This is a genomic window from Streptomyces sp. NPDC044063 (assembly GCF_056434285.1).
Map to the genome: position 1 here is coordinate 231924 of NZ_JBWKFM010000009.1, position 14072 is coordinate 245995.

The 14072-nt window shown below is 72.5% G+C and carries 16 protein-coding genes and 1 tRNA gene; 5 read left to right on the forward strand and 12 right to left on the reverse strand.

Features of this window, described 5'->3' with window-relative positions:
* Window position 1: 1 nt before the first annotated feature.
* From AC07BS_RS14590 to AC07BS_RS14605, 4 genes are read right to left on the reverse strand one after another with little or no spacing between them, the layout of a single operon-like run.
* Window positions 2-1078, reverse strand: coding sequence for a PLP-dependent cysteine synthase family protein (locus AC07BS_RS14590; protein ID WP_478932345.1), 1077 nt, complete (start codon window positions 1076-1078; stop codon window positions 2-4).
* Entirely contained in the window at window positions 1075-2076 is a 1002-nt protein-coding gene (locus AC07BS_RS14595) for a formylglycine-generating enzyme family protein (protein WP_478645477.1), read from the reverse strand. Before AC07BS_RS14595 ends, AC07BS_RS14590 begins: the two co-directional genes overlap by 4 nt.
* On the reverse strand, window positions 2073-3758 hold the full coding sequence (locus AC07BS_RS14600) for a WD40 repeat domain-containing protein (protein WP_478645475.1): 1686 nt from the start codon (window positions 3756-3758) through the stop codon (window positions 2073-2075). Before AC07BS_RS14600 ends, AC07BS_RS14595 begins: the two co-directional genes overlap by 4 nt.
* On the reverse strand, window positions 3755-4393 hold the full coding sequence (locus AC07BS_RS14605; RefSeq protein WP_478645473.1) for a GTP cyclohydrolase II: 639 nt from the start codon (window positions 4391-4393) through the stop codon (window positions 3755-3757). Before AC07BS_RS14605 ends, AC07BS_RS14600 begins: the two co-directional genes overlap by 4 nt.
* A 353-nt stretch (window positions 4394-4746) precedes the next feature.
* On the opposite strand from AC07BS_RS14605, the gene AC07BS_RS14610 reads away from it, so the two are divergent.
* Entirely contained in the window at window positions 4747-5487 is a 741-nt protein-coding gene (locus tag AC07BS_RS14610) for a RibD family protein (protein ID WP_478932348.1), read from the forward strand.
* On the forward strand, window positions 5484-5984 hold the full coding sequence (locus AC07BS_RS14615; RefSeq protein ID WP_478932350.1) for a cytidine/deoxycytidylate deaminase family protein: 501 nt from the start codon (window positions 5484-5486) through the stop codon (window positions 5982-5984). Before AC07BS_RS14610 ends, AC07BS_RS14615 begins: the two co-directional genes overlap by 4 nt.
* A gap of 72 nt (window positions 5985-6056) precedes the next feature.
* Here AC07BS_RS14615 and AC07BS_RS14620 read toward each other — a convergent pair.
* The 4 genes from AC07BS_RS14620 to AC07BS_RS14635 all read right to left on the reverse strand — a co-directional run bounded on the left by AC07BS_RS14620 (window position 6057) and on the right by AC07BS_RS14635 (window position 7650).
* Window positions 6057-6146, reverse strand: a tRNA-Ser gene (locus tag AC07BS_RS14620).
* Window positions 6147-6215: 69 nt separating this feature from the next.
* Window positions 6216-6704, reverse strand: a complete 489-nt coding sequence (gene tadA / locus AC07BS_RS14625; protein WP_478932352.1) for a tRNA adenosine(34) deaminase TadA — start codon at window positions 6702-6704, stop codon at window positions 6216-6218.
* Window positions 6705-6738: 34 nt separating this feature from the next.
* Complete coding sequence (locus AC07BS_RS14630) at window positions 6739-7266, reverse strand: tRNA adenosine deaminase-associated protein (protein WP_478645463.1); 528 nt, start codon at window positions 7264-7266, stop codon at window positions 6739-6741.
* 162 nt (window positions 7267-7428) lie between these two features.
* Complete coding sequence (locus tag AC07BS_RS14635) at window positions 7429-7650, reverse strand: hypothetical protein (RefSeq protein ID WP_478645461.1); 222 nt, start codon at window positions 7648-7650, stop codon at window positions 7429-7431.
* A 202-nt stretch (window positions 7651-7852) separates the two neighbouring features.
* Here AC07BS_RS14635 and upp point away from each other — a divergent pair, with 202 nt between their 5' ends.
* Window positions 7853-8488: a uracil phosphoribosyltransferase gene (gene upp, locus AC07BS_RS14640; RefSeq protein WP_478645459.1), complete on the forward strand. Its 636-nt coding sequence runs from the start codon at window positions 7853-7855 to the stop codon at window positions 8486-8488.
* Window positions 8489-8628: 140 nt separating this feature from the next.
* Here upp and AC07BS_RS14645 read toward each other — a convergent pair whose 3' ends face one another.
* From AC07BS_RS14645 to AC07BS_RS14660, 4 genes are all read right to left on the reverse strand, one after another.
* Window positions 8629-9294, reverse strand: a complete 666-nt coding sequence (locus AC07BS_RS14645) for a LytR C-terminal domain-containing protein (RefSeq protein ID WP_478645458.1) — start codon at window positions 9292-9294, stop codon at window positions 8629-8631.
* A gap of 186 nt (window positions 9295-9480) precedes the next feature.
* Window positions 9481-9777 carry a type II toxin-antitoxin system VapB family antitoxin gene (locus AC07BS_RS14650; protein WP_004929488.1) on the reverse strand — a complete coding sequence of 99 codons (297 nt, stop codon included), beginning with the start codon at window positions 9775-9777 and terminating at the stop codon, window positions 9481-9483.
* Between the two features lie 157 nt (window positions 9778-9934).
* Window positions 9935-10138, reverse strand: a complete 204-nt coding sequence (locus AC07BS_RS14655; protein WP_478645455.1) for a DUF5988 family protein — start codon at window positions 10136-10138, stop codon at window positions 9935-9937.
* Window positions 10139-10239: 101 nt separating this feature from the next.
* A complete protein-coding gene (locus AC07BS_RS14660) occupies window positions 10240-10842 on the reverse strand; it encodes an HhH-GPD-type base excision DNA repair protein (RefSeq protein ID WP_478932356.1) in 603 nt (200 codons plus the stop codon).
* Window positions 10843-11259: 417 nt separating this feature from the next.
* Here AC07BS_RS14660 and AC07BS_RS14665 point away from each other — a divergent pair, with 417 nt between their 5' ends.
* Both AC07BS_RS14665 and AC07BS_RS14670 read left to right on the forward strand, forming a co-directional pair.
* Complete coding sequence (locus tag AC07BS_RS14665; protein WP_478645450.1) at window positions 11260-12642, forward strand: family 2B encapsulin nanocompartment shell protein; 1383 nt, start codon at window positions 11260-11262, stop codon at window positions 12640-12642.
* Entirely contained in the window at window positions 12629-13966 is a 1338-nt protein-coding gene (locus AC07BS_RS14670) for a SufS family cysteine desulfurase (RefSeq protein ID WP_478645447.1), read from the forward strand. The genes AC07BS_RS14665 and AC07BS_RS14670 overlap by 14 nt, the downstream gene beginning before the upstream one ends.
* The last annotated feature ends 106 nt before the right edge of the window (window positions 13967-14072 follow it).

Below are 14072 nucleotides of genomic sequence, written 5' to 3' on the forward strand. Positions count from 1 at the left end.
GTCACTCACCCCTGCCTATCCGCTCCCACTCCTCCGGCGTTCCGGCGTCGGGGAGCACGGTGACGACCGTGGCGGACGACGGCAGCGACGCCGCCACGGCCCTGGCCGTCAGCCAGTTGGCCGCGGCCGAGCTGCCGATGCGCACACCCGTGAGGTCGAAGAACTCCGCCATGCCCTCCAGGGCGCGGGGATACGAGACCGACCGGTGCTCGATCTCGTCGTCGTGCAACATCACGAAAGGCTGTCGGATGCCATGTCCCATGCCACCCGAACCGGCGTACTTCGGCAGGCCGTTGGGCGGCTGATCGCTGCCGTACGGAAACTCCTCCGGCGTGACGCCCACGGCCCGCACCCCGGGGTGGTGGGCCCGCAGCGCCCGCAGGACGCCCACGAGGGTGCCGCCGGTGCCGATGGAGGCCACCCAGGCGTCCGGGCGGGGCGCACCGGGGAGCTCCGCGAGCTGCCGGACGATCTCCGCGCCGGTGGTCCGCTCCTGCAGCAGCAGGTTGGCCGGGTTCCGGTGCTGATAGAGCAGCGTCCAGCCGCTGTCCTCGGCGGCGATCTCCAAGGTCGTGCGGACGACCTCCAGGAAGCCGCGCTCCTTGTCGACGAGGTCGACTTCGGCACCACGCGCGGCGAGCATCTCGAGAAGGCTGCGGGGGCTGGCCGAGGAGAGCACGAAGCGTGCCCTGACGCCCAGTTCCGCGCACAGGTGGGACAGGGCCTTGGCGAGGTTGCCCCCGGAGTACTCGAGGACGCGCAGCTCGTCGAGCGGGCGGTCGCCGTGCCGGTGCAGGGCGCTGCCCAGCAGGGCGTAGGCCACCCGGTCCTTGATCGAGCCGACGGGGTTCTCCCACTCGCACTTGGCGAGAACGGTCGCGCCGCCGTCCGGCCCGGGCACCGGTATCAGGGGGGTGTCGCCCAGGGCGGCGGCGAACCGCGCATACGCGGGGTGGCGCCGCTCCAGGGCCGCGTAGTCCACGGTGTCCGCGCCGTCCCCGGTCCGGCCGTCGAGGGAGAAGGGTGCCTCGAGGGCCTCCGGGCCGGGGGTGGCGAGGGGGCCGGAGGTGGGGGTCATGGTGTCTCCGCGAGTCGGAAGCCCATGGCGTAGATGGGCTTGCGGTACCAGCCGTGTCGGCGCCGGCAGCGGGCCAGGTCTCCGAAGCGGGTGAAGCTGCCGCCACGGGCGACCCGGTAGGCGCCCTCGTTCAGGAGCAGGTCGTCGTCGATCGCGCTCCCGCCCGGGTAGGGGCCGTAGTCGTCGGCGACGTACTCCTCGACGTTGCCCGCCATGTCGTCGCTGCCGAACGGGGCCCGGCCGCCGGGGTAGATGCCGACGGGCGTGGTGGTCAGCGGGCCCTGCTCCACGGTGTTGGACAGTTCGGGGCGGAAGTCCTCGCCCCAGGGGTAGGCGCGGCCGTCCCCGCCGGAGGCCGCGTACTCCCACTCGGCCTCGGTGGGCAGCCGGAAGGCGCGGCCGGTGCGCTCGGACAGCCACCGGGCGTAGGCGTCCGCGGCCTCCGGGGGCACGGTCCACACCGGGTGGTTGGCGAGGTGCTCGGGGTAGGCGCCGAACTGCCAGGAGGTGGGGAGCCAGGGGGTGCCGGTCTCCTCCGCGAAGAGCCGGTACTCCGCGTTGGTCACGGGGTAGCGGGCGATACGGAAGGCGGCGATGTCCACCTCGTACCGGGGGCACTCCTTGGCGATCCACTCGGACAGCACGCCGACGTGGCGCCAGGCCGCGGTCACGGCCTCCACGCTCTCCTCGGCGAGGCCGAGGCGGACCCGGGCCGCCGGGACGTCGTTCATGGCCGGATCGAGGGGGCGGATGCGAGGGTCGCCCAGCAGGGCCAGCAGGCCGCCGGCCGCGTGGCGTTCGGCGAACGGGCGCCCGGCGTCCTCGGCGACGGCGGCCAGCTCGTCGGGGGACCGGCCCGCCAGGGCCCGGTGGGCCTCGGCGAGCGCGGCCCGGTCGAGCCGGGAGACGAAGGAACGGGGCAGTCCCATCGCCTCCCGGTCGTCCAGGGTGTTGGGGTTGGCCGTCAGCGTGACCGGGGGCGTCACCGGGGCGGTCACGCCTGCCCCGGGGTGATGCGATGGGCGTCGCCCTCGTAGGAGCTGGCGAGGAAGACGCGCTCGGCGGCGTCGTAGTGGAGGGAGGAGATGCCGGCCGTGGTGGGGCGCACCACGGTGGTCCAGGCCGCGGCCTCGCGGTCGTAGATCGCGACCAGGCCGTTGTAGGCGCCGGTGGCGATGAAGCGACCGTCGGTGGAGGCGCTCACGCTTTTGATCGAGTGGTCGTGGGGGGTGTCCACGACCTCGGCCTCGGTGCCGGTCCAGATCCGCAGCTTCAGGTCGCGGCTGACGCTGGCGAACTCGCCGTCCGCGAAGCCCACGCAGCCGTTGGCGATGCGGTCGTGCGCCTCACCGACGCGGGCGATCTCGGTGAGCGTGCCGGTGGAGAACCAGGCGGCCTCGGCGTCGGCGCACACGGAGAAGATGACGTCGCCGGCGACGGCTACGCCCTTGACCGCGTTGCCGTGCAGCGGGAGCGTCGCCTCGTGGCGGAACTCGCCCTCGTCGGTGAGGGAGAAGACCAGGCCCTCGCCGGTGTAGGTGCCGACGACCACGTGCGGGCGGCCGTCGCGGACGAAGGCGGCGCCGCAGTTCAGCGGCGAGCGGTGCTGGTGGAGCACCTTGCCGGTGAAGGCGTCGAAGACGGTGCCCATCTGGCCGCCGGTGACGACCCGGTCGCCCACGGGGGTGAGGAAGTTGCACAGGCTGCCCGTGCGGGCGCGCTCGGTGCCGTCCTGCCACAGGATGCCGGCGTCGCCGATGGTCAGGGTGGTGCCCTCGTGGGTGATCACGGCGTTGGCGCCCTGGGTGGGCTCCACGCCGGCGAGGTCCCACTTCTCGTCCTCGATGCGGTAGGTCGCGTACGACGAGCCGAAGGTCGCGAAGACCAGCGTGGTGTCGTCGAGGAAGGCGCAGGAGCGCGGCCAGACGTCGCTGGGCAGCGAGGAGGAGGCCACGGGAGCGAGGCCGGCGGAGGTGTCCCAGACGCGCAGGGTGCGGTCGTAGCTGAGGCTCACCAGCAGTTCGCGGGCGCCGTTGTAGACCAGGCGCTTGATGCCGGCGTCGTGGGCGGGGCGGGTGCTCGTGCCCTCGTCGGTCACGATGACGATCTCGCCGTCGTCGTTGCCGGCGTAGACGGTGCCGTTGGAGGCCAGGGCGACGGTGTCGGTCTCCACGCCGCCGAGGTCGATGTCCGCGACGATGCCGCCGGAGGCCAGGGACCAGCGCTTGATGGTGCCGTCGTCGCTGGAGGAGACGATCTCGTCGTCACCGGCCCAGACGACGGAGATGACGTCGGCGGTGTGCCCCTCGAACGTGGCGCGCACGACACCGTCGAAGCCGTACACCCGCACCCGGTGGTCGCGGGAGGCGGTGGCGATCAGCTCCCGGGAGGGATGGAAGACCGACATCTCCACGTCGTCCTCGTGGTCCGACAGGACGGCGAGGAGCTTGAGGTCGGGCAGGGACCACAGCCGGGCGGTGTAGTCGCTGGAGGAGGTGACGAGGAACTTCCCGTCGGGGCTGAACGTCACCTGGTTGGCGAGGTGGTCGTGCTGGCTGCGGGCGAGGGGGCGCTTGTCCGCGGCGTTCCACAGGATGACCTGGTTGTCGTAGCCGGCGGTGGCCACATAGGTGTTGTGCAGGGCGGCGATGCCGCTGATGGGCCCGCGATGGCGGATCACAGGGTCACCCTTCCAAGATCAATGGCATGGTTCGTCTCGGAGACCTTGGCCTCCAGATACCGGTAATTGCTGGGATTCACATGCGCGCCCGTCGAAATGCTGTCGCGCACCCGGATGCCGAGCTCGGTGAGCTGGGCCGCCTTGTCCGGGTTATTGGAGAGCAGATCGATTTCCTGGGCACCCACGCACTTCAGCATCTGGGCCGCCGCGAGGTAATTCCGCTCGTCGGCACCGCGTCCCAGCCGAATATTGGCCTGATAGGTGTCGTACCCCTCGTCCTGGAGACGGTAGGCGTCCAGCTTGTTGTAGAGGCCGATACCGCGCCCTTCCTGGCGCAGATACAGCAGGTAGCCGCCGCGCTCGTGGATCCGGGCGAGCGCCTCGCGGAGCTGCGGGCCGCAGTCACAGCGGAGCGAGCCCAGAACGTCCCCGGTCAGGCACTCGGAGTGCAGTCGTACCAGGGGTACGCCGGCATCCGCTTCGCCCAGCCGGATCGCGAGGTGCTCGCGTCCGTCGGCCAGGCCCTCGAAGGTGATGATTTCCGACTCCACCGGGGCTTCGAGCCCGATCTCCAGCGGAACCCGGGTGCTGCTGCGAACGGCGACCAGAGCGGAGGTCGGATACTCCTGCTCCATTTCGCTGACCTTATTCACTGTCAGTCTCCCACTATTTACACAGGTCCGACCAGCCAAAACCCCGGCGGACACGGCGATGTACTCAGCGGTGTACACGGCGGGGTTATGTAGGCATGATCACCATAGGTCGGCCAATCAATTCGCCGTACCGTTTGTGTCCTGCATCACATCACCGGAGCAACTATGGCTGATTCCAGCCGCCTTCACGGCCGAGCCCGGTCGCCGGTTCCCATACCGCCGACTTCCGAAACCCTCGATTTTCGCGCTGACATCGGATCGGACACATGAACATTCAGTCGTCATCCGACAATTTCCGGCCAGCCTCACCTACGCGTCCGTACGCGCGCCCCCACGTGTTACTGAGCGTCGCCGTCTCGATCGACGGCCACATCGACGACGCCTCACCGGAGCGGCTGATGCTCTCCGGCCCCGAGGACCTGGACCGGGTGGACCGGGTCCGCGCCGCCTCGGACGCCATCCTGGTCGGCGGCGGCACCCTGCGCGCCGACAACCCCCGTCTGCTCGTCAACGACCCCGTCCGGCGGGCGGACCGGGTGGCCGCCGGACGCCCCGAACACCCCCTGAAGGTCGTCGTCACCGCCGGCGGCGACCTGGACCCCCGGCTGCGGTTCTGGCACTGCGGCGGCGCCAAGGTCGTCTACACCACCGACGCCGGCGCCACCGTGGCCCGCGAACGCCTCGACGACCTCGAAGGCCTCCACAACCTCGACGGCCTCCACGGCCTCGACAGCCTCCACGACCTCGACGACCCCGAAGGAGGCGTCGACGTCGTCGCCACCGGCCCCCGGCTCGACTACGCCGCCGTGCTCGACGACCTCGCCGCGCGCGGTGTCCGACGACTGATGGTCGAGGGCGGCAGCGGCGTCCACACCCGCTTCCTCGCCCAGGGCCTGGCCGACGAGCTCCACCTCGCCGTCGCCCCCCAACTCGTCGGCCAGCCGGGCGCCCCGCGCTTCCTGGGCCCCGCCGACTACCCCGGCGGCCCGGCCCGGCGGCTGACCCTGCTGGGCGCCGAAACCGTCGGAGACATCGTGCTGTTGCGCTACGCGACCAAGGAGAGGACCCCCGCATGACCCCGAAGCCCCCCGCCCACGGCCCCGCCACCGGCGACCCGAGCGCCACCGCCGGCGTCGACGGCGCCTGGCTCGGAATCGCTGTCGAGCTGGCCCGCGCCTGTCCGCCGTCCACCACCGCCTACTCCGTCGGCGCCGTCATCGTCGCCGCCGACGGCACGGAGCTCGCCCGCGGCCACAGCCGCGAGGGCCACCCGCTGGAGCACGCCGAGGAGGCCGCGCTGGCCAAGATCTCCCCCGACGACCCGCGCCTCGCCGGCGCCACCCTCTACAGCTCCCTCGAACCGTGCTCCGTACGCGCCTCGCGCCCCCGCGCCTGCAGCCACCTCGTGCTCGGCTCCGGCATCCCCCGTGTCGTCCTCGCCTGGCGGGAGCCGTCGTTGTTCGTGGCCGACTGCACGGGCGTCGAACTGCTGGAACAGGCCGGGGTCGAGGTCGTGGAGATCCCCGCGCTCGCCGACGCCGCGCGAGCGGTCAACGCCCACCTGAACGTCTGAGCACCTCCGGCCGGGGGCGCATGACAAAAAACCGTCCCCGGCCGCGTTTCCGCGGTCGGGGACGGTTTCTGCTGGCGGTAGCGGTGGGATTTGAACCCACGGTGGAGTTGCCCCCACACACGCTTTCGAGGCGTGCTCCTTAGGCCGCTCGGACACGCTACCGAGAGAGAGCTTAGCGGACGGGTGGCCGTGGTCTGAAATCCGGTCGGGCCCGTGGGGGTGTGGTGCTGGTCACCGGTCGCGGAAGAAGCGGGTGAGCAGCTCGGCGCAGTCGTCGGCCAGCACGCCGGTGATCACCTCGGGGCGGTGGTTGAGCCGGCGGTCGCGGACGACGTCCCAGAGGGAGCCGGCCGCCCCGGCCTTCTCGTCGACGGCGCCGTAGACGACGCGCTCCAGGCGGGAGAGGACGATGGCGCCCGCGCACATCGTGCACGGCTCCAGCGTGACGACCAGCGTGCAGCCCGACAGCCGCCACTCGCCGACGGCCCGCGCGGCCTCGCGGATCGCGAGGACCTCCGCGTGGCCGGTGGGGTCGCCGGTGGCCTCGCGCTCGTTGCGACCGCGGCCGATGACGGAGCCGTCCGGAGCCAGCACGACGGCGCCCACCGGCACGTCGCCGGTGTCCGGCGCCCGTACGGCCTCCTGGAGGGCGGCCCGCATCGGGGCGCGCCAGGGATCGCGTACGGGGTCGGGCGTGCTGTCTCGGACGGCTGCGTTCATGGCACCAGTGTGGGTGACCCCCGCCCGGGGTCCGTCAGCGGACGGCCTCCAGGATGTCGGTGCAGCCGAGGGAATCGGTGATGTCGCTGAGGGCGTCCCCCTCCAGCGCCAGGAGCTCCTTCTCGCTCACCCCGAGGTCCTCCAGCAGCCGGCCGTCGCCCAGCGGGCCGCTGGGCGCGACGGAGGCGGCCGCCCCGTCGTCGCCCTCGTCCTCCTCCGGCTCGGGTTCGCCGTCCTCGGTGCCGTCGAGGTCGAGGGTGTCCAGATCGTCGGCCCCGCTCTCGTCGCGGCCGAGGAGCTCGTCGACGAGCATCGCCCCGTACGAGCTGCGGTTGGCGATGACGGCGTTCGAGACGTAGATCCGGGGGTCGTCCTCACCGTCCACCCGGACGACGCCGAACCAGGCGTCCTCCTGCTCGATGAGCACCAGGACCGTGTCGTCGTCGACCGCGCTCTCCCGCGCGAGGTCGACGAGATCGGACAGGGTTTCCACGTTGTCGAGTTCTGTGTCGCTCGCTTGCCACCCGTCGTCGGTGCGTGCGAGCAATGCGGCGAAGTACACCGTGACTCTCCCACTGGTCATAGGCGGTGCCGGTCGGACGGGGACCACCCCGCCCACTCGGAATCGTGGCAGAAAGCCGGGCGTCGCGAGAGGTCTTCCGCGCTGCGTCGTGCAGCAGTCCGAAGAGATGTCGCTCACGCGATGGCCGCGCGGCGGGCGGCGTCACCAGCGGAACGTCCTCATCCGCATCTGTTGGCGCATACGCGCCGCCCGGGCGCGCCGGGGCTGGACACGGTCGCGCAGCTCCTTGGCCTCGTTCAGTTCGCGGAGGAACTGGGCTCGTCTGCGCCGGCGGTCCTCGGCGCTCTCCGCGGCGTCCTCCGCCGCGGCTCCAGCCCGGGTCCGCCCGGGGGTACGGGGTCCGCGTTGTTCCTGACCGGCCATGGGCAGCACCACCTCGTGCCGAGGTCCTCGCCCGGCGGCGGGCCAGGCGTACGTGCCCACTTTCCCCCTAAGTGGTGGTTTGACGCCAGGGCTGCGACAGACAGCGGAAGGACACGGGGAGGGACACGGGACGGACATCCCACGCACCCCGGGCGGACCCGGGCGGGAGCTGGGGCGGTCATGCTCGGTTAATGTCGGTGTCATGCGGATCCACGTCGTCGACCACCCCCTGGTGGCTCACAAGCTCACCACCCTGCGCGACCAGCGCACCGATTCCCCCACCTTCCGTCGCCTCTGCGACGAGCTGGTCACCCTGCTCGCCTACGAGGCCACGCGCGACGTGCGTACCGAGCAGGTCAGCATCGAGACCCCGGTCACCCGGACCACGGGCGTCCGGCTCTCGCACCCGCGCCCGCTCGTGGTGCCGATCCTCCGGGCCGGTCTGGGCATGCTCGACGGCATGGTCCGGCTGCTGCCCACGGCCGAGGTCGGCTTCCTGGGCATGATCCGCAACGAGGAGACCCTCAAGGCGGAGACCTACGCGACCCGCATGCCGGACGACCTCTCCGGCCGCCAGGTCTACGTCCTGGACCCGATGCTCGCCACCGGCGGCACCCTGGTCGCGGCGATCAACGAGCTGATCGCCCGCGGTGCCGACGACGTGACCGCGCTGTGCCTGCTGGCCGCGCCGGAGGGCGTCGAGGTCATGGAGCGCGAGCTCGAGGGCGCGCCGGTGACCGTCGTGACGGCCTCGGTCGACGAGCGCCTCAACGAGCACGGCTACATCGTCCCGGGCCTCGGCGACGCCGGCGACCGGATGTACGGCACCGCGGGCTGACCCGCGGGGCCTTCCCCTTCATGACCGGCGCCGGCGGGCCCCCTGAGGGCCTGCCGGCGCCGCCGCACAGGGACGCGGCGAACCGCGCGACCGGCCACCACCGCGCCCGCGGTCGACTCACCGGCCTTCCGGCGGCGCGCTCAGCACTGCGAGGCGGACGGCCGCGGAGACGGCTGCGGCGGCCGCGTGAGCGCGGCCAGCGCCTTGTCGGCCTCCTCCTTGCCCGCCAGCGCGGTGTACTTGTCGCCGAGGACGAGGTCCACGTCCTGGCCCTCCCGCTGGTCGCCCTTGATCTCGGCGCCGGCGAGCTGGGTGGCGAGCACCTTCAGCGCGCCGTCCACGGCCGCCTGGGGCCCCAGCAGCAGCCCCGTGCCGCCGACCTTCTTGTCGTAGGTGGTGTCGGCGTTGTCCACCCGGCCGATGCGGAAGCCGCGGCGTTCCAGCTCATCGGCGGTGATCTTGGCGAGTCCGCCGCGCGGGGTGGCGTTGTAGACGTTGACGGTGATGTCGCCGGGCTTGGGCAGCTCGGCGGGGGCCCGGCGGCCGGGCGCGCGGGCGCCCGGGGCGCCCTTGCAGTCCCCGGCGCCCTTCCGCTGCTGCGAGGCCGCTTCGGTCCGTTCCGACCGGCCACCGGAGAAGACGTCGACGAGCTGGAGCGTCCCCCAACCGGCCAGCCCGAGGACGGCCGTCGCGGCCACCACGCCGAGCACGATCCTGCGGCGGTTCCGGGGGCGGCGCATGTGCGGGTAGCGATTGCCCGTAATGCGGTACTTACCACCCATGCCGGGAGGCGTGAGCATGCTCATGGGCGCAGCGTAGTGCCGGGGGGACCCGCTGCCTACTAGATGATCAATGGGTTGCGCGGACGCCAACCCAAAAGGGTCAATAGCCGCGCGGACGACCGGTCGATCGCCGCTCGATCACCGGCCGGTCGCCGCTCGATCACCGGCCGGTCGCCGGCCGGTCGCTGCTCGATGCCGGCCGGTCGCCGGTCAGTCGAGTTCGAGGACGCGGGCGTGGAGCACCTGGCGCTGCTGGAGGGCGGCGCGCACGGCGCGGTGCAGCCCGTCCTCCAGATAGAGGTCGCCCCGCCACTTCACGACGTGGGCGAACAGGTCGCCGTAGAACGTCGAGTCCTCCGCGAGCAGCGTCTCGAGGTCGAGCTGCTGCTTGGTGGTCACCAACTGGTCCAGGCGTACCGGGCGAGGGGCAACATCCGCCCACTGGCGGGTGCTTTCCCGGCCGTGGTCGGGGTACGGCCGCCCGTTTCCGATGCGCTTGAAGATCACACGGAAAGCCTACCGGGCCGGTGGCTCCGAGCGCAGCCATGGCGCGGGAGTGCGAAGGCGACAATCAGCCGCATACCGGGAGTGACACATGGCACCCATGTGCGACGACCCCCCTGCCGCGGGCCCGGAATCCACCCTCCCCGGGCCCGCCACCGGGCTATTCGGCGATCTCGGTGCGCTCCCACCACTCGTAGACGGGCAGCCGGCCCTCGACCGTGTCCTCGTGCCGGGGGGTGGCCTTGAAGTGCTCGTAGCCGCCCCTGAACTTGATCTTCAGCTCATTGCCGGGCGGAGTGATCGGGACGATCCGCTGGGGCAGCTCGTCCGGACCACCCCGGAGGAAAGCTTTGGCGCTGGTCATGGGGGACAGTGTCCCGGCGGGTGCCCGTCCCGGTCCCCGCGACGCGCCGACTTCAGCGCTTATCGGATACTTCAGTCGGCTTCAGCTGGCTTCAGTCGGCTTCAGTCGGCTTCGGCGGCTTTCGCGGCCTTCGCCGCGCGCTTCGCCTCCTGCTTGAAGGCACGGACCTTCTCCAGGGACCCGGGACCGGTGATGTCGGCCACCGAGCGGTACGAGCCCTCCTCGCCGTACGCCCCCGCGGCCTCCCGCCACCCGGCGGGCCGCACCCCGAGCCGCTTGCCCAGCAGCGCCAGGAAGATCTGCGCCTTCTGCCGGCCGAAGCCGGGCAGCGCCACGAGGCGCTTCAGCAGCTCCGCGCCGTCGGCCGCGTCGCGCCAGACCGCGCTCGCCTCGCCGTCGTAGTGCTCGACCAGGTACTGGCACAGCTTCTGGATCCGCCCGGCCATGGAGCCCGGATAACGGTGCACCGCCGGCTTGCGGGCGCACAGCTCCGTGAACGCCTCGGGGTCGTACGCCGCGATCTCATGGGCGTCCAGGTCGTCCCCGCCGAGCCGCTCGACGAGGGTGTACGGGCCGGTGAACGCCCATTCCATGGGGATCTGCTGATCCAGCAGCATCCCGACGAGAGCGGCCAGCGGGCTCCGGGAGAGCAGCGCGTCGGCCTCGGGCCGCTGGGCGAGGCGAAGGGGGTGTTCCTGATCCATACGCCGATGGTCCCCCGGCCCGGACCCCGGCGCACACCGCCGCCCCGCCCGGCGCGGTCGGCGCGGTCGGCGCGGTCAGCGCGGTCAGCGCGGTCGGCGGCGGACCGGAGCCGGGTCGCGCGGACGGCGCCGGTGCCGGTGCTGGCCGACGGAAGAGCGCTTCGCGCCGTCTTTGGACCGCCGCGCGGCCCGCCGGGGCGCGTGGATCGGCCCCCCGCCGACCGGTTCCGGCCGTCTCCCGCCGGCCGGCCGGCCCGTCCCCGGCGGTGGCGGCACCGCGGCCGGCCGCCCCGCCGGTCCCGGGGCGATCGTTTCCGGACGCCTGTCCGGCGTACGACCCTTGTCCCGCGTCCCGACCGAACGGACGATCGGTCATCGACCGCGGGACCATCCCGCGGCCCTACCGAGGAGGACGCCGTGAACGATCGCCTCAGTCTCGCGCCCGACGCCGCACGGCAGTTGGCCACGACCACCAAGACCACCCCGCAGATGCGCGGCATCACGCCCCGCTACCTGCTGCGGGCCCTGCCCTGGGTCGACGTCGAGTCCGGTGTCTACCGCGTCAACCGGCGCCGCTCGTTCATCCTCGGCGACGACCGGATCAGCTGCTTCGGCGACGGCGGCACCCACCGCGTCGTCCCCGAGGACCTACGGGAACTGCCGTTCCTCAGAGGCGCCGAGGAGGAGCTCCTCACCGAACTCGCGGGCGCCTTCACCGAGGTGTCCTTCGAGCCCGGCCAGGTCCTCGCCGAGGAGGGCGCCGCCTGCGACCGGCTCTGGGTGATCGCCACCGGCCGCGCGGAGAAGCGGACGACCGGCCCCTACGGCCAGGACGCGCTCCTGGAGGTCATCGGCGACGGCCAGTTCTTCGACCTGGGCGCGTGGACCCGATGTCAGCCCTTGCCGTTCCGCGTCAAGGCGCTCACCTCCGGTGTCGCCCTCACCGTGGAGCTCGGTGCCCTCGACGCGATCGCCGCCCGGGACGCGTCGCTGCGCGCCGCCCTCGACGCCCACATCGCGGGCCGGGGGCCGGTACCCGGCGCCGAGGTGCCGGTGGCCCTGGCCGGCGGTCACACCGGCGAGGTCGAACTCCCGGGCACATACGTCGAGTACGAGGACACGCCGCGCGAGTACCACATGAGCCTCGCCCAGACCGTGCTGCGCGTGCACACCCGGGTCTCCGACCTCTACAGCGCCCCCATGGACCAGACGAAGGTCCAGGCCGGCCTGACCATCGAGGCGCTGCGCGAGCGCCAGGAGTCGCTGGTCCTCAACCACCCCGAGTTCGGCCTGCTCCACAATGTCGCCCCCGGTCAGCGCGTCCAGACCCGTACCGGCGCGCCCACCCCCGACGACATGGACGAGCTGCTGTCCCGGGTGTGGAAGCGGCCCGGCTACTTCGTCGCCCACCCGCGGACCATCGCCGCCTTCGGCCGCGAGTGCACCCGCCGGGGCGTGCCGCCGGTGATCGACACCCGCTTCGGCAGCCCGCTGCTGACCTGGCGCGGCGTACCGCTGCTGCCCTCCGACAAGGTGCCGTTCTCCGGCCCCGGGGCCGCCGGGACCACCAGCGTCCTGCTGATGCGCACCGGCGAGGCCGAGCAGGGCGTCATCGGCCTGCGCCCGGCCTCCGTGCCGGACGAGGTCGAGCCGGGCCTGTCCATGCGGAACATGGGCACCGACAAGAAGGCCATCACCTCGTACCTGCTCACCGCGTACTTCAACGCGGCGGTGCTGGTGGAGGACGCCCTCGCCGTCCTGGAGAACGTCGAGGTGTCCAAGTACCATGACTATTCCTGACGTTCGGGCGTACGACGCCTTCGGCTACGACGCCTTCGGCGCGGCGATCCCGGCCCCGTCGGCCTCTCCCCCGCCGAAGACCCCCGCGACGCCGCGCGCCGGCGCCGGCTTCGACCCCGAGGCCGCCCGCCGGGACGTCCCCGTCCTCCACCGCACGGTCAACGGCCACCCTCTGGTCTGGCTCGACAACGGCGCCACGACCCAGAAGCCGCGCCAGGTCATCGAGGCGCTGGGCAGCTACTACAGCGCCGGCAACTCCAACATCCACCGCGGCGCCCACTCCATGGCGCGCGAGGCCACGGAGACCTACGAGGCGGGCCGCGCGGCCGTCGCCCGTTTCCTCGGCGCGGAATCGCCGGACGCGATCGTCTTCACCCGGGGCACCACGGAGGCGATCAACCTCGTCGCGCAGACCTGGGGACGCGCCGCGATCGGCCCCGGCGACGAGATCCTGGTGCCCCGTCTGGAGCACCACTCGAACATCGTCCCCTGGCAGCTGCTGGCCAAGGAGAAGCGGGCGCGGCTGGTGCCCGTCCCGCTGCTCCCGGACGGCAGCATCGACCAGGAGGCCTTCGCCGGCCTGCTCTCCCACCGCACCCAGCTCGTCGCCGTCAGCCAGGCGTCGAACGTGCTGGGCACCGTACCGCCGGTGCGGGAGATGACGGCGCTCGCCCACCGCTACGGCGCCAAGGTGCTGGTGGACGGCGCGCAGGCGGTGGCGCACTTCCCCGTCGACGTACGGGAGCTGGGCGCGGACTTCTACGTCTTCTCCGGGCACAAGCTGTTCGCGCCCACGGGCATCGGCGCGCTGTACGGCAGGCCGGAGCTGCTGGAGTCCATGCCGCCCTGGCAGGGCGGCGGCAACATGATCGACCAGGTCGACTTCACGGGCAGCACCTACGCGCCCGTGCCGCACCGCTTCGAGGCCGGGACCGGCCACATCGGCGGTGTCGCCGGGCTGCTCGCGGCCATCGACTGGCTCACCGGCTTCGACCGGGAGGCCGTCGCCGCCTACGAGCACGCGCTGCTGGGCTACGCCGAGCGCGCGCTGGGCGAGGTGCCGGGGCTGGAGATCCTGGGCTCGGCCCCGGGGAAGATCGCGGTGCTGACCTTCACCCTCGCGGGCACGGACCCGGCGGACATCGCCCGTCACCTCGACGGGGACGGCATCGCCGTGCGGGCCGGCCACCACTGCGCCCAGCCCTCCCTGCGCCACTACGGCGTGGAGGCCGCGGCCAGGGCGTCGCTCGCGCTCTACAACACCACGGACGACGTGGACCGGCTGGTGGCCTCGCTCCTGCGGATGCGTCAGGGCGCCGCCTGATCGGGTGAACCGGGGCCGGGGGGGGGGGGGGGGGGGGGGGGGGGGGGGGGGGGGGGGGGGGGGGGGGGGGGGGGGGGGGGGGGGGGGGGGGGGGGGGGGGGGGGGG